Genomic DNA, 21,164 nt, shown 5'->3' with positions numbered 1-21,164 from the left:
AGAGCACTGCCATCATGCGACGCTGGAACGGCTGGGGTGACACCCACAACACCGAAGCACTCAAACCGGAAGCCCTGGCTTTCTTGCAAGACGCGATCGGCGCTGCCCCGCCAGCCCAAGACGCCAGTTGGGAACAGGCCCTGGCACAGGTCAAGCACCAGCCGACACGTCTGCCCACACACCCCCTGATCGACACGACAGACGAAGCACGTCTGCGCGCCAGCTTTGGTCAATCTGCGTGGGACTGGCTGCGCCTGCGATTCGGTCAGATCGGCCGAGTCACCGACGGCGTGGCACATCCCGAAACCGAACAAGATGTGCAGGCACTCCTGGCCTGGGCCAAGCAACATGGCGTGCATGTGCTGCCCTGCGGGGGGGCCACCAGCGTGGCGGGGCACCTGACACCCGTGGGAGACAAACCGGTTCTGACAATGAACCTGACCCGCATGATGCGTCTGGTCAGCCTCGACCCGGTTTCGCAGATCGCCACGTTCGAAGCGGGTGTGGCGGGGCCTGATCTCGAAGCCCAGCTACGCGCCCATGGCTTCACGCTGGGGCACTTCCCGCAAAGCTTTGAGCTGTCCACCCTGGGCGGCTGGATCGTGACCCGCTCGTCAGGGCAGCAATCGGCCCGCTACGGTCGCATCGAGGCCATGTTTGCCGGCGGCACCCTGGTCACGCCCGACACCACGGTGGTGCTGCCCACCTTCCCCGCTTCAGCCGCCGGCCCCGACATGCGCGAATGGATCATGGGCTCGGAGGGCCGCATGGGCGTGCTGACCGAAGCCAAGGTGCGGGTCACTCGCCTGCCCGAGCAGGAAGACTTCGTGGGCGTGTTCTTTCCCTCCTGGGAAGCTGCACAGACGGCGGTACGTGAACTGGCCCAGGCCAAGCTGGGTTTGTCGATGCTACGCCTGTCGAATGCCGTCGAAACCTTCACCACCCTGCGCATGGCAGGCCATGCCCGTGCCATTGGCTGGCTCGAACGCTACCTGGCGTTGCGCGGGGTAGGCGAAGGCAAGTGCCTGATGATGATGGGCCTGACTGGCAGCCGCGCACAAGTGCGGGCCATGCGCTCGCTGGCATTTGCCATCATCGCCGCGCACGGGGGCGTCTCGACAGGCACCTTGTTGGGCAAGAAGTGGGCTGCCAAACGCTTCCAGAACGTGTACCTGCGCAACAGCCTGTGGGAAGCCGGCTATGCGGTCGACACCATGGAAACGGCTTGTGATTGGCCACGCGTTACCCCCATGATGCAGGCCATGGAAGAAGCAGGCCGCCAGGCCTTGGCTCGCCATGGGGAAAAGACACACTGCTACACCCACCTGTCGCATGTGTACCCGCAAGGCTCGAGTGTGTACAGCACCTTCGTTTACCGCATTGGCTCCGATTACGGCAGCGCCCTGGCGCGCTGGCAGTCGCTCAAGCAAGCGGTGGGCGACGCCATCGCAACCCATGGCGGCACCATCACCCACCAGCACGGCGTTGGCAAAGACCACGCCCCCTGGTTTCAGCGTGAAAAGGGCCCCGCCAACCTCGCAGCCATTGGCGCCGTGATACGCGAATGGGATCAGGAAGGGGTGATGGCTCCGGGCAATTTGCTGGGTGATCTCTGATGAACACCCCCGTCGACATCCTGGTCATCGGCGGCGGCATCACCGGTGCGGGCATCGCACTGGAGGCTGCCCGGCGCGGCGCTCGGGTCCAACTGGTCGAGCAGCGCGACTTTGCCTGGGGCACCTCGTCCCGATCATCCAAACTGGTTCATGGCGGATTGCGCTACTTGCGTGAAGGCGCCATTGGGCTGACCCGTGAATCGGTACTCGAACGCCGCCAATTGCTGCGAGACGCCCCTGGGCTGGTCGAACCCCAACGCTTTCTGATGGGGCACTACCAAGGTCGGTCGCCCGGGCAGAGGCTGATGCGTCTGGGCCTGGCGGTATACGACCTGCTCGGCGGCGAACGCCATCGTCACGCGGTGGATGCCAGTGGCTACCTGCAACTGGCTCCGCACACCGATGCCAAGGGCTTGATCAGCGGCTCCGGCTACCTGGACGCCAAGACCGACGACGCCCGGCTGGTCTGGCGTGTGCTGCAAGAGGCCCGAGGCCATGGCGCCCAGGTCAGCAACTACACCCAGGTCGACAGCCTGATGGTGGAAAACGGTCGCGTCTGCGGCGCACACCTGCGGACGGAATCGGGCAACACATTCAGCCAAGCCGCCACCTGCGTCATCAACGCCACCGGGGCCTGGGCCGACGGACTGCGCCAACGACTCGGGCAGCCCCCCAAGTTGCGCCCGTTGCGCGGCAGCCACCTGCTGTTGCCGCTGTGGCGTCTGCCGGTGGCCCAGTCGATCAGCCTGTTTCACCCGCGAGACGGGCGACCTGTGTTTGCCTACCCCTGGGAAGGCATGGCCCTGGTGGGCACCACCGACATCGATCACCCCCACGACCTGAACCAGGAACCAGCCATCACCGAAGACGAGGTGATGTACCTGTTAGAGGCCGTACGACACACCTTCCCTCACCTCGATATTCAAGCCGAAGACATCGTGTCGACCTACGCGGGTGTGAGACCAGTGGTGTCCAGTGGTGCCGCGGACCCATCGAAGGAAACACGCGACCACATCGTGCTCAACGAGCAAGGCCTGATCACCGTGACGGGAGGCAAGCTCACCACCTTCCGCACCATCGCACTCGACACCTTGCGGCAGGCTGCACGAGCCCATCCGGCGTTGAAGCTGAACTGGCAAAACGAGCGCATCTTGTCCACCCCGACGGCGGGCCCCACTCTGTTGAAACTCGATGCCACAGAACAAGCCCGGCTCATCGGTCGCTATGGCGATCAAGCCAATGCCCTGTTGACCTCGGCTGCCCCTGATGAATGCAGGCCCATTGCGGGCACCCGCATCTGGTGGGCCGAACTGCGCTGGATTGCACAACATGAAGCGGTTCATCACCTGGACGACCTGCTGTTGCGTCGCACCCGACTGGGTCTGGTTCTGCCCCGCGGTGGTCAAGCCCTGCTCGGCCAGATGCGTGCCCTGATTCAACCCACACTGGGCTGGACCGATGTGCAATGGGAACAGGAATGCCTGCGCTATCAGGCTCTGATCGACCGCTGCTACAGCCTGCCAGCCTCCATGAAGAAGGGCACGCCATGAACCGGCAACCTGACGACCTGCTGCTGTCGATCGACTGTGGCACCCAGAGTGTGCGCGCGATCCTGTTTGACCTTCACGGCAATGTGGTGGCCAAGTCGCAAGTTCGGTTCGACGACTATCAGGTGCCGCAGCCGGGTTGGCTCGAACACGATGTCGACGGGTTCTGGCAAGCCACCGCCCAGGCCTGCCAGGGCTTGTGGCAAACCCACAGCGCCCTCAAGCCCGCACTGCGCGGGGTGTCGGTCACCACCCAACGCGGCACCATCATGCCGGTTGACGCCAACGGCCAGGCGCTCTACCCCGCCATCATCTGGCTGGATCAGCGTAATGCCACCCGCCTCCCCAAGATCAGCGCGCCTTGGCGAGCCGCATTTCGGGCCGTGGGGGCCAGTGACACCATTCGCTACTTCCAGCGTGAAGCCGATGCCAATTGGCTGGCCGAGTTTCGCCCTGACGTCTGGCAGAAAACACACAAATTCCTGCTGCTGTCAGGCTTGCTGAACCATCGGCTCACAGGCCGCTTTGTGGACTCGATTGGCTCGCAGGTGGGCTACATCCCCTTCGATTTCAAACGCCAGAGGTGGGCCGCGGGTTGGGACTGGAAATGGCAGGCCATGGCCATGGAGCCACGCCACCTGCCTGAGCTCTATCCGGTGGGCAGCCAACTGGGCCAGATCACGCGCCAAGCGGCCCAGGCCACAGGCATTCCCGAAGGCTTGCCCGTGATGGCCGCAGCAGCGGACAAAGCCTGCGAGGTGCTGGGTTCAGGCTGCCTGGGCCCGGAGATGGGGGGGCTGTCTTACGGCACCACGGCCACCATCAACATCAACTCCAGCCAGTACCTGGAGGCGCTGCCCCTGGTCCCGCCCTACCCCGCGGCCCTGCCCCATCACTTCAGCTGCGAGGTGCAGATCTTCCGCGGCTACTGGATGGTGCGCTGGTTCAAGGAACAGTTCGGCCACAACGAAATGCTGGCGGCCGAGCAAACCGGCATCCTGCCTGAGGCCTTATTCGACGAGATGGTGGCCACGGTACCTCCGGGCTCCATGGGGCTGATGCTGCAGCCATACTGGTCCCCCGGCATTCGCCACCCCGGGCCCGATGCCAAGGGGGCCATCGTCGGCTTTGGCGACATCCACACGCGGGCGCACCTCTACCGCGCCATTCTGGAAGGCCTGGCTTATGCCCTGCGCGATGGGCGCGAGCGCATCGAGAAAAAGACCCGCACGCCGATGAAGGAGTTGCGCGTATCCGGTGGTGGATCGCAATCGGATGCGGCCATGCAGCTGACCGCCGACATTTTCAACCTGCCCGCCTGCCGTCCGCACACTTACGAGACATCGGGTCTGGGTGCCGCCATCGACAGCGCTGTCGGCCTGGGCCTGTATGGCGATTTCGATGCCGCCATCCGCGCCATGACCCGTGTCGAGCGGGTGTTCGAGCCCATCGCCGCCCACGCAGGTTTGTATGACCAGCTCTACAACCGGGTCTACAAGCACATGTACGAACGCCTGGCGCCCCTGTACAGCGAAATCCAGTCGATCACCGGCTACCCCAAGCGCGACTAAGATGGGCCCATGGCCCGCTCGCACCGTCACCCGCTGCATGCCTTTTTTGCGCGCTTCCTGCGAAGCCGCGCCATCCATCGGCATTACCACCGCCGGTCGATGCTGGAAACGCTGGGCGGCACGCCCCACGAGCGTGCTGTCCCGGCCGATCAGGCTCAGGCATTGCGCCAGGCCGCGACCAGCTCGTCCGCTGCACTGCTGAGCCGACTGCACAGCAGCGAGCAAGGCCTGCCCGCCGAAATGGCTCGCCGCATCCTCAAGCGGGTCGGCCCCAATGAGATCGAACAGGAAGGCCCGCTGCCTTGGTGGCAACTGCTGTGGCACTGCTACCGCACCCCCTTTGATCTGCTGCTCAGTCTGCTGGCGCTGATTTCCTGGCTCACAGGCGATCTGCGCGCCACTGTGGTCATTGGCAGCATGGTGGCGCTGTCCGTGTCGCTGCGCTTTGTGCAGGAGCGCAAATCACACCGGGCGGCCGATCAACTCAAAGCACTGGTCAGCAACCGGGCCACGGTGCTGCGCCCGGGTCAGCCCGCACGCGAAACAGCGGTGCGCGAACTGGTGCCGGGAGATGTCGTTGCCCTGTCGGCAGGCGACATGATCCCGGCCGACTGCCGCATCTTGCAAGCCAAGGACCTGTTCGTAGCCCAGTCGGCCATGACGGGCGAGTCCCTGCCGGTTGAGAAATTCGCGCACGATGCCGATGCCCAGCTGCGCAATCCACTGGACCTCGACAACATCGTCTTCATGGGCACCAATGTGGTCTCGGGCACCGCCACCGCAGTGGTGGTGGCCACAGGGGCGCGCAGCTATTTCGGGGCCCTGGCTGAACGGCTCAACAGTGCGCAGCGCCCCCTCACCCAGTTTCAAGCCGGCGTGAATCAGGTAGCCTGGCTGCTGATTCGCTTCATGTTCGTGATGGTGCCATTGGTCTTCCTGCTCAATGGCGTCACCAAGGGCAATTGGCTGGAAGCCGGCTTGTTTGCCCTGTCGATTGCAGTGGGGCTGACGCCTGAAATGCTGCCCATGATCGTGACCTCGACCCTGGCCAAAGGCGCGGTGAAACTGGCCAGCCAGAAAGTGGTGGTCAAGCAGCTGGACGCCATTCAGAACTTCGGGGCCATGAATGTGCTGTGCACCGACAAGACCGGCACCCTCACCCAGGACAAGATAGCGCTGGCACGCCACACCGATGCCTGGGGCCAGACCTCGCGCGATGTGTTGGAGCTGGCCTACCTCAACAGCTACTACCAGACGGGCCTGAAGAACATGCTCGATGTGGCCGTGCTGGAACAGGTGCAACTGCACCACGACCTGGAAGTGGCCACCGCCTACGCCAAAGTCGACGAAGTGCCATTTGATTTTCAGCGGCGCCGCATGTCGGTCATCGTGATCGAGCACGACCGCCGCCACATGCTGATCTGCAAGGGCGCATTAGAAGAGGTCATGCGCGTGTGCACCCACGTGCGCCGAGACGGCACAGACCTGCCCTTGACCCCCGATCGCCTGGCCGAAATTCAGCGCATCACCCAGGACCTGAACCAGGAAGGGTTACGCGTGGTGGCGGTGGCCATCAAAGAGCAAAGCACCGAGCAGCAACGCTACAGCGTGGCCGATGAAAGCGACCTGACGCTGATGGGCTACGTGGCCTTTCTCGACCCACCCAAGGAAACCACCGCCACTGCCCTCCAGTCGCTGCATCAGCAAGGGGTGCAAGTCATGGTGCTGACAGGGGACAACGAATGGGTGACCCGCAAGGTGTGCCATGACGTCGGACTGCCCATCCACGGCCTGCTGCTGGGCGATGCACTGGAAGACCTGAGCGACGCAGCCCTCGGCGAAGCGCTGCAAACCCACAATGTGTTTGCCAAACTCACCCCCCAGCACAAGGAACGCCTGGTGCGGCAGTTGCGTGCCAGCGGCCATGTGGTGGGTTTCATGGGCGATGGCATCAACGATGCGCCCGCACTGCGGGCCGCCGACATCGGTATTTCAGTGGACACCGCGGTGGACATCGCCAAGGAAGCCGCCGACATCATCTTGCTGGAAAAGAGCCTGACCGTGTTGAGCACCGGCGTGGAGCAAGGGCGACGCACTTTTGCCAACATGCTCAAGTACATCAAGCTCACCGCCAGCTCGAATTTCGGCAACGTGCTGTCTGTGCTGGTGGCCAGTGTGGCGCTGCCCTTCCTGCCCATGCTGCCCATGCACCTGCTGATTCAGAATCTGCTGTACGACATCGCCCAGATCGGCATCCCCTTTGACCACGTCGACCCCGAACAACTCGCCCAGCCGCAGCGCTGGAACCCGCAAGACCTCAGCCGCTTCATGCTGCACTTTGGCCCCATCAGCTCGGTGTTTGACCTCAGCACCTTCGCCTTCCTTTGGTGGGGGCTGCAGGCCAATCGACCCGAGCAACAAACCTTGTTTCAATCAGGCTGGTTTCTCGTCGGCTTGTTGACCCAGATGCTGGTGGTGCATGTGGTGCGCACCCGGCGTCTGCCCTTTGTGCAAAGCCATGCTTCGACCATGCTGCTGACCATGACCGGACTCATGTCATGCATTGGCCTGGTCTTGACACAAGGCCCTTGGGCCAGCGCCTTCAAGCTCACGTCACTGCCGGCCGCGTACTTCCCGTTTCTGGGTGCCGTACTGCTGGCCTACCTGCTGCTGGCACAGGCCATGAAGACCTTCTACATTCGCCGCTACGGCTGGCAGTGAGGCCGGCGCCACGAGGCCGTCAAGCCGGGCGGGCTTGCGTGGCCATCAGCCCAGCCAGGAACAGATCCAGCCCAATGTCGATGATGGCTTCGGGCTTGCGCCCGCCCAGCAGTTCAGCCCGGTCCAGTTCAACCAGGCCATGCAGGTAGGCCCACAGATTCATCGCCAGGTCTTCAGCTTGCCAGGGGCCCTGCAAGCCATCGACCAGCGCCAGCATGGCCGCCCACAGTTGCTTGTGGCTGTCAGGCTCTTCGTTTTCGTCCTTGCAGTAGCGCATTTTCAAGGCGTACAAGGCAGGCTGCTGGCGCGCGAACTTCAGGTAGGTGCGCGCCACCGCACGAATCGCATCCAGGCCCACCTTCTGGCCCACGGCTTTTTGCATGGCCGTCAGCAGCACACGCCCAGCCTCGTCGGCCACAGCCACCTCCAGCTCGCCCTTGCTGGCGAAATAGCGGTACAGCGCATTGGGCGTGACGCCCAACTGGGCCGCCAGCGTGCGCATGGACAGCTGATCCAGCCCCTGCGCCTCGATCAGGCCGATCGCGGCTTCCAGAATGGTCTCTCGGCTGGTCTTCTTGGGGTAGGACATGCTGCGATGTTACCCGCTTGACGGACACAAAACAAAAGGTGTACGCTGTACACCATGCATACCTTCACCGTCAACGGCAAAGCCGTCCAACTTGATGTCGAAGACGACATGCCCCTGCTTTGGGCACTGCGCGACGAACTCGGCATGACTGGCACCAAATTCGGTTGCGGCATTGCCGCCTGCGGCGCCTGCACCGTCCACATTGATGGCGTGGCCACGCGTTCGTGCGTGATGCCCGTGGTGGCTGTAGCCGGTCGCAGCGTGCAAACCATCGAGTCGAAAGACGACCCGATTTTGCAACGCTTGCAAGCAGCGTGGGTCGCGCACCAGGTGCCGCAATGTGGTTATTGCCAGTCGGGCATGCTGATGGCCGCCACCGACCTGCTGCGTCGCAACCCCAAGCCGTCTGACGCCGACATCGACGACGCCATGACCAACATCTGCCGCTGTGGCACCTACCAGCGTGTGCGTGCGGCCATTCATGAAGCGGCCGGACAAGGCTCCACCCAAGGAGGCCGAGCATGAGTGACCTCATCAAACCGGTTCTGTCGCGCCGCCAGTTCCTCATTGCCGGCACCGCCGTAGGCGGTGGCTTGCTGGTGGGATGTGCCTCGCCCACGCCCGCCAATCGCCTGGGCTCTCCCACCGACTTCCCCGCAGCCCAAGGCGAAGTGGCGCTGAACGGTTGGGTGAAGATCGGCCCCGATGGCCGCATCACCGTGGCTGTGCCTCGTTCGGAAATGGGCCAAGGGGTGATGACCTCGCTGCCCATGCTGCTCGTGGAAGAACTCGATGCCCGCTGGGAGGACGTCAGCGTCGAACAGGCGCCGGTGGCCCGCATTTATGCCAACACCGCGCTGCTGCTCAACGTCATTCCCTTCGGCGTGGACGACGACAGCTGGGTGGCCCGAGTGGCCCGCTCGACCGTGCAGCGGCTGGGCTATGCCCTGTCGCTGCAGGTCACTGGCGGCTCCAGCAGCATTCGCGACGCTTGGGAGCCTTTGCGCCTGGCCGGAGCCACCGCACGCGCCATGCTCATTCAAGCCGCCGCCAAGCAGTGGCAGGTCAAGCCCCAGACCTGCGACGCCGACAATGGCCGGGTCATCCACACGGCCACCGGCCGCTCCTTGCGCTACGCCGAGCTGGCTGAAGCAGCTGCCAAGCTGGCCGTGCCGGACGACGTGCCCTTCAAAGACCCGGCGCGCTACAAACTCATCGGCAAACCCGTACGCCGGCTCGACATCCCAGCCAAGACCAATGGGCAGGCTCAGTTTGGCATCGATGTCAAGGTCGACGGCATGGCCTATGCCGCGCTGGCCCAACCCCCGGTTTTCGGTTCGCAAGTCAAGTCCTTTGACGACAGTGCCGCCCGCAGCATGCGGGGCGTGCTCAAGGTCGTTCAGATTCGCGACGGCGTGGCCGTGGTGGCCAACAGCTGGTGGCGTGCCAAGCAAGCCCTGGCGCAAGTCAAGATCGAATACACCCGCACCGAGCACGACCAGCTCAGCTCTGCCGACATTCGCAAGCAGTTCGAACGCGAGTTGCAGGAGCGCTCGGGCTTTGGCTTTGTCAGCAAAGGCAACGCAAGCCGCACCATCGAAGCCGCCCCCAAGCGGCTCGAAGCCACTTACTGGGCCCCCTATCTGGCGCACGCCGCCATGGAGCCGATCAACTGCGTGGCGCGCGTGAAAGACAAGAAGGTGGAAGTGTGGGTGTCCACCCAATCGCCCTCGCTGGCCAAATGGAAAGCGGCCCAGATTGCCGGGGTCGACATGGACGATGTGACCCTGCACGTGCCCTTGCTCGGGGGAGGCTTTGGACGCCGGCTGGAAATTGACATGGTCGAGCAAGCGGTTGAAATCGCCAAAGCTCTGGATGGCCAGGCGGTCAAGCTGGTGTGGACACGCGAAGACGACACCCAGCACGACATGTACCGCCCGGCTGCGCTGTCGCGATTCGAAGCCGCCCTCGACAAGGAAGGCCGCGTGACCGCGTGGTCGAACAAATTGGTCGCGCAGTCGATTGGTTACGACTCGGTCAAGCGCCTGTTGCCCTGGGCCGCAGCCGATACTCCTGACAAGAACCAGATCGAAGGCGCGTTTGACATCCCCTACGACTTCGAGCACATCTCGGTCCGCCAGGTACGCCCACAAACCCCCGTGCCCGTGGGCTCGTGGCGCAGCGTGGGTCACTCCTACAACGCGTTCTTCACCGAGAGCTTCGTCGACGAACTGGCCCACGCGGTGGGACAAGATCCATACCAATACCGCCGACAGTTGATCGCGCAGCACCCGCGGCATCGCATCGTGCTCGACCTGGCTGCGCAAAAGGCGGGCTGGGATCAACCCCTGCCCAAGGGCATGGCCCGCGGCATCGCCCTGCATGAGTCCTTCGGATCGATCTGTGCCCAGGTGGCCGAAGTCTCCATCGACAACGGTCAGGTCAAAGTGCACCGGGTGGTGTGCGCCATCGACTGCGGCATCGTGGTCAACCCGGACACGGTCGAAGCGCAGATGCAAAGCTCCATCGTGTTCGGGCTCAGCGCGGCCTTGTTCGGCGAAATCACCCTGTCGCAAGGCCGTGTCGAGCAAAGCAGCTTCCCCAGTTATGACATGGTTCGACTGGCACAGATGCCCAAGATCGAAACCCACATCGTTCGCAACACCCATGCCCCCGGTGGTGTGGGCGAGCCGGGCACCCCGCCCATCGCGCCGGCCGTGGCCAATGCCTTGTATGTGCTGACCCGTCAGCGCATTCGCAGCCTGCCGATTCGCCTGGGTTGAGCCATGCGCAGCAACGATCAGGAAGTCCTCCAGCAAGCCCTGCAGTGGCAGCGGCAAGGGCTGCGCTGTGTGCTGGTCACCGTGCTCAGCACCTACGGGGCCAGCCCGCGCCCACCGGGTGCGATGGCCGTCATCAGCGAAACGGGCCTGGTCGTGGGCTCCGTGTCGGGCGGCTGCGTGGAAGACGACTTGGTACACGAGGTGAGGCAAGGCATGTTCTGGGCCCCCCAAGCCCCTGCCGTGTCCTTGCGCACCTACGGCCGCGATGCTGCCGAACGCGAGCGCTATCGCCTGCCCTGCGGCAACGCCCTGAGACTGGCCATCGAAGCGAACTGGTCAGCCCGCGATCTGCAACAGGCGCTCGATGGCATGCAACAAGGGCTGTGCGTGCACAAGCAGCTCGCCTACGCCACGGGGCAAGCGCATTGGCACGCCCTCACGCCAGGTCAGGCCTCACCGCTTGACTTCGCCGACAGCCCTCAAGGGTTTGCGGTGGTTTTGGGCCCGCGCCATCGTTTGCTCATCATTGGCGCCACCGAGGTCAGCCGTTATCTGTGCCCCATTGCCCAATCGCTTGGCTATGCCATCACCGTGTGCGACCCGCGAGAGGAATACACCGGCAGCTGGTCTGATATGCATGTGACCCTGGTTCGCGACATGCCAGACGATGCCGTTCTGGCCTTCGCCTGCGACGAGCGCACCGCCGTCATCACGGTCACGCACGACCCCAAGCTCGATGACCTCGCGCTGATGGAAGCACTCAAGTCGCCCGCTTTCTATGTGGGCGCACTGGGCTCGACCTTGACCACCCGCAAACGCCAGGCTCGTTTGCTGGAGTTTGACGTCACCCCCGAGCAAGTGGCTCGACTGAAAGGCCCGGTGGGCCTGCCGATCGGCTCGCGCACCCCCGCAGAGATTGCTGTGTCCATTGCCGCCGAGCTGATTCAGGTCCGCAGCCTGATCGGCACCCCCGATTGGCGCCAGTCACGCCCCGACTGGATGCCGGCTTCGCAACCCAGCGCCTCGACCACGCCATGCTCGCTGGCCTGATTCTGGCCGCCGGTCAGGCGCGCCGCTTCGGTCAGGACAAGCGTGCCGCCTTGCTGCCCAATGGCCAGCCCATGTTGGCCCACGTATTGAGCCAGTACCGAGCCGCATGCCCGGCTCTGTGGGTGGTCACCCCCCCGGACGATGTTTTGGGCACGGCCCTGTGCGCCGCAGTCGGTGCCCTGCAGGTCGTCAACCCCGAGGCCACGCAGGGCCTGGGCTCCTCGCTGGCATGCGGCATTCGCGCCATTCAGGCCAGCCCTAAGGCCAGCCGATTCAAGGGCGTCATCATTGGTTTGGCCGACATGCCAGCAGTGGACACCGTCCTCATCGAACGCCTGACGCAAGCCATGCTGACAGACGGTGCCCGACGGCCCGTGGTGCCCGTGGTCTTCAGCGCCATGGGCCAGCCCCCACAGATGGGCCACCCTCGGCTGCTGCCTGCGCATGACTTCCCGAAACTGGCCACCCTATCGGGCGACAAAGGGGCCCAGGCCGTGGTGGACTGGTCCCAGGCCTTGCAGATCGAAGCCGATCCGACCGCGGTCTTGCAAGACATCGACACCCCCGATGACCTGGAACGCCTGAGGCACCGGTGACGGGAATGGCCTGAAAAGATCAATGAGCCAGGGTGAAGTCCACCCGCTGAGTCGCGCCCTTGTCGGCAATGCCTTCGGGGCTGAGCCTGGAGGCCACCAGGAACAGTCGGTCCACCGGCACATGGCCCTGCTCATCCAGGTATTTCTTCACCGCTAGCGCACGCGCATCGGCAATCGACTTGAACCACATTTCGTCAACCAAAGCGTGTCGCAGCATGAGCTGCTCCATCTCAGGCACGGGCAGTGACTTCGTCATGCCCAAAGCATTGCGGGGCTTGTCAAACGGCTCAGCCAGGTAGGCTCGCTCCAGATACTTTGGGTACTCGGCCGCCGACACGGTGATCTGCTCACTGTTGGCCGCCTGCCCTTGCTTGACCAGATCCGCCACCTTCTGGGCCTTGATGCGACTGGCCACATAGGCACGGCGTGCGCCGTCCTGCTCGGTGGCCGGGTCCACTCGACCCGAGATTTCGAGTTTCAAGGCTGGACGATCCAGCAAGACCTTCACCAAGGTGTCGAGCTTGGACTTGGCTTCAGGGGCCAGTTCCGTGCTGCCTGGAGCAAAGGCGACATAGCCCAGCTCGGCAGCATCACCACCAAAGGCCGAGGCCAGCAGGCTGAACGGTGCCGTCACGGCTTTTTCAACCAGATTCACCACCACGCGCCAGACAATGCCGCCAATGCTGAAATCGGGATCGGACAAGGTGCCCGAAATGGGCAGGTTCACATCCATCTCGCCCCTGCTGTTGGTCAGCAGGCCGATGGCAAACAGAATGGGCAACTTCACGGCATCGGGGCTGTCCACCTTGCCACCAAAGGTCAGCTGGTTCACATAGACCTGGTTCTGGGCATCGAGCTTGCCGTTGTCGATCAGGTACTTCAAGTCCACCGACAACTTGCCCTTGGTGATGGGGTAGCCGGCGTACTTGGCCGAGTAGGGCGTCAGGCGGGTCAGCTCGATGTCGGTGGCCCGGGCAGCCAGTTGCAGATACAGCTTCGGTGCCAGCGGGTTGACCTTGCCGCTGATGGACAAGGGACTGTCATGGTCGATGCGACCACGCAAGTTCAGGTCAGCGGGCTGACTGCGATCAGAAGCCAGGGCCGACACGGTTCCATCCAGATCTGTCAAGTTGGCCGCATAGTTGGGCTTGATGAAGTTGTCGGCAAAGTCGACCCGGCCATGCTTCATGACAATGCGCCCGATGGCGATGCGAGGCGATGGCCCCGAGGCGGCGGCTTTGGCAGATGGATTGGGGGGCGCGTTGGGATGGGCTTCGGCTGCGGCCTGCGCTTCCGCCGTGCGCAAAATGTCTTGCAGGTTCAAGCGCCCGGTGGGCTTGACGATGACGCGAGCAAAGAAGTCATCCAGCGAAATTTCCCCCACGCCCAGATCCAGCGGATGCACCTTGGGGCTGCGCTCCTGCCCCCCGTATTGCACCGCCAAGGCCTTGAAGCCCAAGGTTTTCCAGCGCAAGAAATCTTCTCCACCGGTTTTGTCCACGCTACGCAAACCGCGCACAGAGGCATCGCCTTCAAAACGGATGCGAGGCAAGACACCAGCCGGCAGCGACACCTCCAGGCGACCGTCGGTGAACAACTCCCCGCGCGTCAAGGCCACGTTCAACTGGTCCGCCACATAAGGCTGGGCGGCAGTCAACTCGATCCCATGCAGCCCCACATCCAAGACCGCAGACAAGGGTTTCGCGTCGCGCGGCAGGCTCACATGGCCCGCCAGACTCAGTTGGCCGCTCTGGTTATGCCGAGCCGTTAGCGTCACAGGCACAGGCTTGTCACCAAACTGGCCCTGCGCCATGCTGATGCCCGCTACGGCAAGCTCGATGTCGGTGATGTCTTGCGCGCGGGGCGCCTGGCGTGCAGGCACGGCCGCGTCCACCCAGTGAACCTCTCCATCGTGAATCTGGAACTGCGCCAGTTGCAAACGCAACTTCGAACTGGCGGCGTCTTGCGCGGCCGCCCCCTTCACTGCACTGGCAGCCGCACTGGCGGGTAATCGGGCGGGCGAAGCAGAGGATGCTGCCCCCTGTGCGGGCTGGGCCGCCTTCGGGGTGAGCGCCTCCAGCAAAGCCAATTGGCCATCGCGCTCGCGCTCGAGCCAGACACGAGGCTGATCCCAGGTGATTTGCTCGATGCTCCAGCGATTCAGCAAAGGCTCGCTGTCACCCAGTCGCACCGACAGCGCACGCCACTGCACCAGCGGATCTTCTTCCTCGTCGTGCAAGGCCAGGTCTTTCAAGGCCGCCTGTCCCTGCAGGTGCAGGCTCGATCCCTTGGCGTCTTGCCGGAAGGTCACCGCCAGACGCGCATCCAGGTCAGCTTTGTCCAGGCGAGCCGAGACCTTGAACGGGGCCAAGGACAGAAAGGACGCCAGGGGCAGGCCCCCCACTTCCACATTCAGAATGGCATCCCGACTGGCGGCAAACGGTCGCGTCTTGCCCGTCAATTTGAAGGGGGCGCCGTCGACCCGCGCACTCAGCGACGGTGTGGTGAACTGCTCGGCCACGTAAGGCAGATTGGAAATGAAGGGCAAGGCCAAGGCCAGATCGCGCACCTCGTGGCGGCTGCCGCTGACCCGGTCGTCCCAGGTCAGCACGCCTTGCGACAGCGCAATGTTGTTGACCGAAAACCGGGCCGGCTCGCCTGAAGAAGGTTGAGCTGGCCGAGCGGCCATCCGCGCCAGAATGTCGCTGTAGTTCCAGCGTTGGGGCGCCAGCCGCGCCAGATGGACCTGCGGCGCAGTGACCGACACCGACTCCACCACGGGCGCCAGGTGCCGCAGGGATGACAGAGACAACTGCACTCTGGCCTGCCCGACCTGCACAAAGGGCTGCCGACCATCGGCCTCGTAAATGGTCAGACCATCCAGACCCACACGCAATTGCAGGGGCTTGAACTCGACTCGCTCAAGCGTGACCCGGCGCCCCAGCGCCTGGCCCAGTTGCTCAACAGCGGTCTGGCGTAGCCACTCGGGGCCCCAGATATAGGCGCAGGCCACCGCCGTCACCACCGTTCCCACGGTGGCGAGCGCCGCCACGCGGCCCTTGGTCCACTTCACTTCCATCTCGGATACCGTTCATCAGGCTGATCGGCGCCGCAGGTGCTGGACCATGGCCGACACCAGTTTGCGCAGATCGTAAGGTTTACTCACATGCGCAACCATACCAGCAGCATCGCAAGCGGCCAGTGCGTCACCGAAGGCGTGCGCCGTCAGGCCAATGATGGGCAATGTCGCATCGATGCTCAGAATGCGCCGTGCGGCCTCGTAGCCATCCATGATCGGCATCTGCACATCCATGAGCACCAGGTCAAAGAAGCCCGCGCCCTTGGCTTCGACCAGGTCCACGGCCTCGCTGCCATCATGCACCATGGTGAACTCAGCGCCTTCCATGGTCAGAAGTTCGCCCAGCACGATCTGGTTGACTTCGCTGTCTTCGGCTGCCAGAACACGCACGCCTTGCAGGCTGCTCTCGTGACTCTCGCGGTGCATCACCGGCTTCAACGATGTCGGTGGCCGCGCCACGGCGAGACCTGAACCGGCCGCGTTCAACGGCAGCTTTACGGTGAAGCAGCTGCCCACCCCGACCTGACTGCTCACCTCGATGCGCCCGCCCATCAGCTCGACCAGGCGTTTGCTGATGCTCAAGCCCAGCCCGGTGCCCCCATAGCGCCGAGTGGTCGAGGAATCGGCCTGCTTGAACGGCACGAATGCCAAAGCCTGCTCTTGCGGACTCATGCCAATGCCCGTGTCGCGCACCTGCAAGATCACCGATTCGGGCCCTGGCTGGGCCTGGAGTCGCACCTCGCCGCGCTCGGTGAACTTGATGGCGTTCGACATCAAATTCAACAACACTTGCTCAATGCGGAGGGCATCCCCCTCGATCGATGTGGGCAGATCAGGGCTCAACTCCAGAACAAGACTCAAGCCCTTGTCATCTGCGCGACTGCGCACCATGTCGATGGCCTCGTGAAGCAAGGTGCTCAGCACCAGCGGACGGGACTCGATGGCGACCTGCCCTGCTTCCAGCTTGGAAATGTCGAGGATGTCATTGAGCACACCCAGCAGCAAGCGCCCCGAATCCAGAATGGTTTCAAACGTTTTCTGGGTGGGCTGCCCCGCGCTTTCCAGGTACCCCAGTTGGGCCAAGCCCAACACCCCGTTGAGCGGCGTGCGGATTTCGTGGCTCATGTTGGCCAGGAACTCACTCTTGACTCGCGCCAGGCGTTCGGCCTCTTCACGCGCCGCTTCGCGCTCGGCGGCCAAGGCTCGCTGCTCGGTCACATCGCGAATCACGGCCATCACTTCGTCTTTCCCCAAAGGCAGCAACCGTGCCTCGTAGACCTGCTCGCGCGCCGTCGCGCCCTCACCGATCAAGGCATAGTCAATGACCATCTGGCCTTGCGCATGCACCTGGGCCAGAGCCTGCGTCAGTCGCTCCGCGCCATCGGGCGGCAGCCCCAGCTGCAGCTTCATGCCGTTGCGGATGAGGCAGCGCGTCACAGGTGCGCCAACGCCGGCACGATGGTCAATCACCGTGCCATCCAGGGCCAGACGATAGTACTGATCGGGCAAGGCCTGGAACAGGCTATTGAACTCGGCCGTTCGCAAGCTGACAGCAGACTCGAGCCTTTCGTTGTGATACGTCAGGTTCTTCGTGGCTCGTTTCTGCAGGGTGATGTCAACGAACGATTCGAGCTGGAACACATCGTCAGCGAGGTTGATTCGGGTGGCAGACCAGACCACGTCACGCACCTCGCCCTGACGCGTCACCAGGGTCGTCTCAAGACGGTCAATGTCTTCCCCCCAGCGCAGGCGTTGAATGGCCTCGAGGCGCTCGTGCACGGCTTCGCCGGTCCAGATTTTGAGATCATCCACCCCGTGCCCAACGATTGCATCGCGGTCCAGGCCGATCAGACGTTGCCACGACTCGTTGACGTCGACCACGGTCTGATCGGCCAGACGGCACAGAATCATGCCAATGGGGCTGGTCAGGAACATCTGGGAAAAGCGCGCCTCGCTCTGTGCCAGTCGGGTCTGGGCCCTGGCTTGGGCCAAGGCCGCCTCACGCGCTTCCAGCGCCATGCAAACGGTGTCGGCCAAACGAAGAACCAGTTGCTGGACCTGCTCATCGAATACTGCCTGCTTGTCCGTGTACAGGTTGCACACGGCACGCACCGCGCCGCCCACTTTCAGGGGCAAGCAGGCCAGACTCTGAAACCCCGCGGCCACCGCCTTGTCATGCCATGGGGCCATCAATGGATCCACGCTCACATCGTCGCAATATTGCGGGGTGGCCGAATGGAAAGCTCTGGCCGTTGGCCCCCACTGCGACGGGTCGCCATCCAGCGGCAGAATCAGGTCATCGACATAGCCCGACTGTTCACCCGCCCAGCACACTGGCACGAGGCGTTTGCAATCGGCATCGGGTTCGGCAGCAAAGGCCAGCATGACGCCGCCGTGTCGCACCACCACATCGCACACGGCCTGATACAGGGCATGGGGTTCCAGCTTGCGAGCAGCGACCTCATTGACCTCCATCAGCACCTGATAGAGGCGATTGAACCGCGCCAGACGTTCTTCGTTGTCGCGGTGTTGGGTGATGTCTCGCGCCAACCCCAGCACGCCGATGATGCGGCCCTTCGCATCCCGCATCGGGGTCTTGACCGACTCGACTCGGGCCACATGGCCATCGCGGGCATAGGTCACCTGCCGCTCATCGACCAGGCTCTGCCCAGTTTCCATCACACGCTGATCAACCCGACGAAAGGCGCGCGCTTGCTCGGCATCGACAAAATCTTCGTCTCGCTTGCCCACAATTTCGGCCTCAGGCAAGCCGATGTAGTCCTCATAGCGGGCATTGCACAGCCGATAGACGCCTTGCTCGTCCTTGAGCCAGACAAGATCAGGCAAGGTGTTGACAAGGATGCGCAGGAACTGGCGTTCGTCTTGCAAAGCGGCGGTGCGCTGGTGGACCAGGCGGCGCAACAGCATGCCCCAGGTCATCATGCCCAGCACCAGCACCCCGCCTCCCACGCCGAAATAGATCAGATAGCGCCCCCACGGCAACCCGCTCATGCGGGTCCCCATCCATCGGTCACGCAACTCGGTCATTTCCGCGTCGGAAATGGCGTCAAAACCCGCCTCGACTTGCTCTAGCTGAACAGGATCGTTAGACCGATAGGCGCGATGCATCTGCCCGGTATAGAGGGCAAACGACTTGCGAAACCGATCATCGAGCCCGGCACGGTAAATCAGGTAATCGCCTGCGGGCTCGTCCATGCAGAACACCCTCATGTGTCCCGCTGCCGCGGCCCCAACCATGTCCTGATAGCTGTCATAACGTCCGTCGACCAGCACGCCCTGGCCGCGCAAGACTTCGCCGCAGGCATCGCCGGCTTTGACCCCGACCAGCACCCCTTGCAGGGTGTTGACACTGCTGATCCCACCAATGTCCTGATCGGTGTAGATCTGCACCGATACGTCCTGGTAAGGCTTGGAAAAACGAAAGATCCGGTCTCGCTCAGGGGTGCGAAAGACGGTGTCGATGACATCGCCCGTCCCCGCATCAAAGAGTTGCTGCGCCTTGGCCCAGTCCGTGGCCAGGATGTGAGCACGGCGGCCCGTCTTCTTTTCCCACAATCGCCACAGGTCGACGGTCAGCCCGGTCAGCTCGCCTTTGGCGTCGCGGAAGATGAAAGGCGGGTAGTTGTCGTCGGCCACAACGGTGATGTCGTGTGGCGGCGGAGCAGCATGTGCCGTAGCCCACATCAAGGTGGCCGCCAGGCACATGCGCCAGAAACGAAGGGAGGGGCTCAACGCTGGAACTTCCTGCTGGATCGCAAACCAGCTTTCTACCCCAGACGCCCCCCTCACAAAAGAGGGAAAGCCGCTAGTTCCCTCGAGCCATTCAGGCTGGCAAGGCCGGATAGTCGGTGTAACCGTGTGGACCCACACCACCGTACAAAGGCGCATCGGCAAACAGCGGTGCCAACGGGGCGTTCTCACGGAAGCGGCGTGGCAGATCAGGGTTCGAGATCATCAAGCGCCCAAACGACACCAACTGACCACGCCCTTCCTGCAGAGCCGCCTCGGCCATTTCCTTGGTGTAGCCGTTGTTCACCATCCAGACCCCGTCGTACAGACGACGCAGGGCTTCGTAGTCGAACGGGGCGTTGTCACGCGGCCCCCCTGTGGCGCCTTCCACCACGTGGATGTACACGGGCTTGATCTTGTTGAGTTCACGCACCACGTACTCGAACAGCGGCTGCGGCTGGCTTTCGCTTGAATCGTTGACGGGCGACACAGGCGAAATGCGGATGCCGACGCGGTCTGCGCCGATCTCTTCGGTCACAGCCTGCATCACTTCCAGCAGGAAGCGGGCGCGGTTTTCAATGCTGCCGCCATACTGGTCGGTGCGGTGGTTGGAACCGTCGCGCAGGAAGGCGTCAATCAGATAACCGTGAGCGCCGTGAATTTCCACGCCATCAAAGCCCGCCTCGATGGCGTTGCGCGCCGCGGTACGGAAGTCATGGACGATGCCGGCAATTTCAGCCGTTTCCAGGGCACGCGGCACCGATGTGTCGGTGTAGCCCACGCCAGGGATGTAGGTCTTGGCTTTGGCGGCAATGGCCGAAGGAGCCACGGGTGCCTTCTCATCGGGCTGGAACGCGGTGTGCGACATGCGGCCGGTGTGCCACAACTGCACAAAGATGCGACCACCGCGTTGGTGCACGGCATCGGTTACTTTGCGCCAGCCGGCAACTTGCTCAGGGGTGTGCAAACCGGGCGTCGAGACATAGCCCTGCGCCTGTGCCGACACCTGCGTGGCTTCGGCCACGATCAGCCCCACAGAGGCGCGCTGCGCGTAGTACTCCACGGTCATGTCGCCAGGCACGTTGCCTTCGCCCGCGCGGTTGCGGGTCAACGGGGCCATGACCATGCGGTTGGCCAGTTCAATGCGGCCCAGTTTCAGGGGCTGGAACAGAGGGGAATTGGCTTCATTTGCCATGAGGGTTCTCCAGACAGTGAGCGGTTGGAAAGGATTCAGGGACGCAGAAAGTGATCCAGCATCAGCTGAACCGCGTCCTTGAGGGGTTGAGAGTTGTGTTCGATCTTCATGCGCAGCAAGGCGCCTTCCCAGACATCCCAGAAAAAGGCGGCCAGGTCGATGGCACTGCGGTCGGTTCTGATCTGCCCTTGCTGCTGCCCTAAGGCCATCAGGCCGGCCAGCAAGGTGCGCCACTCCTGCATGGCACTGCCCAGGACGGCACGGCAGGTGGGGCTGGACTCGGCCACCTCGGCCGCAAAATTGCCCACCAGACAGCCGGGTGTGGTGGCCTGCTCGTGGTGGCGAATGAAGCGCTCGAAGACATAGCGCATCACGCCCAAGGCATCGTCCTGGGCCTGACACGGGGCCTCGCTGACACAGTTGCCCCAGGCCTCATGCACCCAATCGGTGTATTGGCGGATGATGACCGCCGCAAAGGCTTCTTTGCTGTCGAAGTGGTTGTAAAACGACCCCTTGGGCACGCCGGCTTCGTCCGCAATCTGCTGAATGCCGGTGGCGTTGTAGCCCAACCGGGTGAACAGCAGGTAGCCGGCCTCGGTCAGGCGCTGGGGGATGTCGTTTTTGTCGGCGGTGCGTGGCATGCCGACATAATATGACCAGTCGTCTT

General features: G+C 63.3%; 13 protein-coding genes. 8 read left to right on the top strand and 5 right to left on the bottom strand.

Features of this window, described 5'->3' with window-relative positions:
* Positions 1-14 precede the first annotated feature (14 nt).
* The 4 genes from VFW72_RS11595 to mgtA are packed head-to-tail and all read left to right on the top strand — an operon-like array spanning position 15 to position 7,455.
* Positions 15-1,616: an FAD-binding oxidoreductase gene (locus tag VFW72_RS11595; protein WP_329674457.1), complete on the top strand. Its 1,602-nt coding sequence runs from the start codon at positions 15-17 to the stop codon at positions 1,614-1,616.
* Positions 1,616-3,166, top strand: coding sequence for a glycerol-3-phosphate dehydrogenase/oxidase (locus tag VFW72_RS11590; protein ID WP_329674456.1), 1,551 nt, complete (start codon positions 1,616-1,618; stop codon positions 3,164-3,166). Before VFW72_RS11595 ends, VFW72_RS11590 begins: the two co-directional genes overlap by 1 nt.
* The gene (locus VFW72_RS11585) at positions 3,163-4,734 is read left to right on the top strand and encodes an FGGY-family carbohydrate kinase (RefSeq protein ID WP_329674455.1); all 1,572 of its coding nucleotides are present in this window, start codon (positions 3,163-3,165) and stop codon (positions 4,732-4,734) included. Before VFW72_RS11590 ends, VFW72_RS11585 begins: the two co-directional genes overlap by 4 nt.
* Positions 4,735-4,743: 9 nt before the next feature.
* Positions 4,744-7,455, top strand: a complete 2,712-nt coding sequence (gene mgtA, locus VFW72_RS11580) for a magnesium-translocating P-type ATPase (protein WP_329674454.1) — start codon at positions 4,744-4,746, stop codon at positions 7,453-7,455.
* 19 nt (positions 7,456-7,474) lie between these two features.
* Here the strand turns inward: mgtA and VFW72_RS11575 are convergent, their stop codons facing one another.
* A complete protein-coding gene (locus tag VFW72_RS11575; protein WP_329674453.1) occupies positions 7,475-8,044 on the bottom strand; it encodes a TetR/AcrR family transcriptional regulator in 570 nt (189 codons plus the stop codon).
* Positions 8,045-8,098: 54 nt separating this feature from the next.
* On the opposite strand from VFW72_RS11575, the gene VFW72_RS11570 reads away from it, so the two are divergent.
* From VFW72_RS11570 to VFW72_RS11555, 4 genes are read left to right on the top strand one after another with little or no spacing between them, the layout of a single operon-like run.
* Positions 8,099-8,569 (top strand): (2Fe-2S)-binding protein, encoded by a 471-nt coding sequence (locus VFW72_RS11570; protein WP_329674452.1) that lies wholly within the window; start codon positions 8,099-8,101, stop codon positions 8,567-8,569.
* Positions 8,566-10,827, top strand: a complete 2,262-nt coding sequence (locus VFW72_RS11565; RefSeq protein ID WP_329674451.1) for a xanthine dehydrogenase family protein molybdopterin-binding subunit — start codon at positions 8,566-8,568, stop codon at positions 10,825-10,827. Before VFW72_RS11570 ends, VFW72_RS11565 begins: the two co-directional genes overlap by 4 nt.
* Positions 10,828-10,830: 3 nt before the next feature.
* Entirely contained in the window at positions 10,831-11,877 is a 1,047-nt protein-coding gene (locus VFW72_RS11560; RefSeq protein WP_329674450.1) for an XdhC family protein, read from the top strand.
* The gene (locus tag VFW72_RS11555; RefSeq protein ID WP_329674449.1) at positions 11,862-12,473 is read left to right on the top strand and encodes a nucleotidyltransferase family protein; all 612 of its coding nucleotides are present in this window, start codon (positions 11,862-11,864) and stop codon (positions 12,471-12,473) included. The genes VFW72_RS11560 and VFW72_RS11555 overlap by 16 nt, the downstream gene beginning before the upstream one ends.
* 19 nt (positions 12,474-12,492) lie before the next feature.
* Here the strand turns inward: VFW72_RS11555 and VFW72_RS11550 are convergent, their stop codons facing one another.
* The 4 genes from VFW72_RS11550 to VFW72_RS11535 all read right to left on the bottom strand — a co-directional run bounded on the left by VFW72_RS11550 (position 12,493) and on the right by VFW72_RS11535 (position 21,138).
* Positions 12,493-15,552: a DUF748 domain-containing protein gene (locus tag VFW72_RS11550; protein ID WP_329674448.1), complete on the bottom strand. Its 3,060-nt coding sequence runs from the start codon at positions 15,550-15,552 to the stop codon at positions 12,493-12,495.
* Between the two features lie 15 nt (positions 15,553-15,567).
* Complete coding sequence (locus VFW72_RS11545; protein ID WP_329674447.1) at positions 15,568-19,305, bottom strand: PAS domain-containing protein; 3,738 nt, start codon at positions 19,303-19,305, stop codon at positions 15,568-15,570.
* 91 nt (positions 19,306-19,396) lie between these two features.
* On the bottom strand, positions 19,397-20,497 hold the full coding sequence (locus VFW72_RS11540) for an alkene reductase (RefSeq protein ID WP_329674446.1): 1,101 nt from the start codon (positions 20,495-20,497) through the stop codon (positions 19,397-19,399).
* Positions 20,498-20,532: 35 nt separating this feature from the next.
* On the bottom strand, positions 20,533-21,138 hold the full coding sequence (locus tag VFW72_RS11535; protein WP_329674445.1) for a TetR/AcrR family transcriptional regulator: 606 nt from the start codon (positions 21,136-21,138) through the stop codon (positions 20,533-20,535).
* Positions 21,139-21,164 lie beyond the last annotated feature (26 nt).

Source organism: Aquabacterium sp., assembly GCF_036273115.1.
GTDB lineage: Bacteria > Pseudomonadota > Gammaproteobacteria > Burkholderiales > Burkholderiaceae_C > Aquabacterium.
The sequence above is the reverse complement of the archived record's forward strand: the minus strand, read 5'-3'. Positions and strand labels throughout refer to the sequence as shown.

Coding starts and splice junctions, on each gene's coding strand:
- VFW72_RS11540 (WP_329674446.1), bottom strand. CDS start 20,497: ATGGCAAATGAAGCCAATTCCCCTCTGTTCCAGCCCCTGAAACTGGGC.
- VFW72_RS11560 (WP_329674450.1), top strand. CDS start 10,831: ATGCGCAGCAACGATCAGGAAGTCCTCCAGCAAGCCCTGCAGTGGCAG.
- VFW72_RS11575 (WP_329674453.1), bottom strand. CDS start 8,044: ATGTCCTACCCCAAGAAGACCAGCCGAGAGACCATTCTGGAAGCCGCG.
- VFW72_RS11570 (WP_329674452.1), top strand. CDS start 8,099: ATGCATACCTTCACCGTCAACGGCAAAGCCGTCCAACTTGATGTCGAA.
- VFW72_RS11590 (WP_329674456.1), top strand. CDS start 1,616: ATGAACACCCCCGTCGACATCCTGGTCATCGGCGGCGGCATCACCGGT.
- VFW72_RS11535 (WP_329674445.1), bottom strand. CDS start 21,138: ATGCCACGCACCGCCGACAAAAACGACATCCCCCAGCGCCTGACCGAG.
- VFW72_RS11595 (WP_329674457.1), top strand. CDS start 15: ATGCGACGCTGGAACGGCTGGGGTGACACCCACAACACCGAAGCACTC.
- VFW72_RS11555 (WP_329674449.1), top strand. CDS start 11,862: ATGCTCGCTGGCCTGATTCTGGCCGCCGGTCAGGCGCGCCGCTTCGGT.
- VFW72_RS11550 (WP_329674448.1), bottom strand. CDS start 15,552: ATGGAAGTGAAGTGGACCAAGGGCCGCGTGGCGGCGCTCGCCACCGTG.
- VFW72_RS11565 (WP_329674451.1), top strand. CDS start 8,566: ATGAGTGACCTCATCAAACCGGTTCTGTCGCGCCGCCAGTTCCTCATT.
- mgtA (WP_329674454.1), top strand. CDS start 4,744: ATGGCCCGCTCGCACCGTCACCCGCTGCATGCCTTTTTTGCGCGCTTC.
- VFW72_RS11585 (WP_329674455.1), top strand. CDS start 3,163: ATGAACCGGCAACCTGACGACCTGCTGCTGTCGATCGACTGTGGCACC.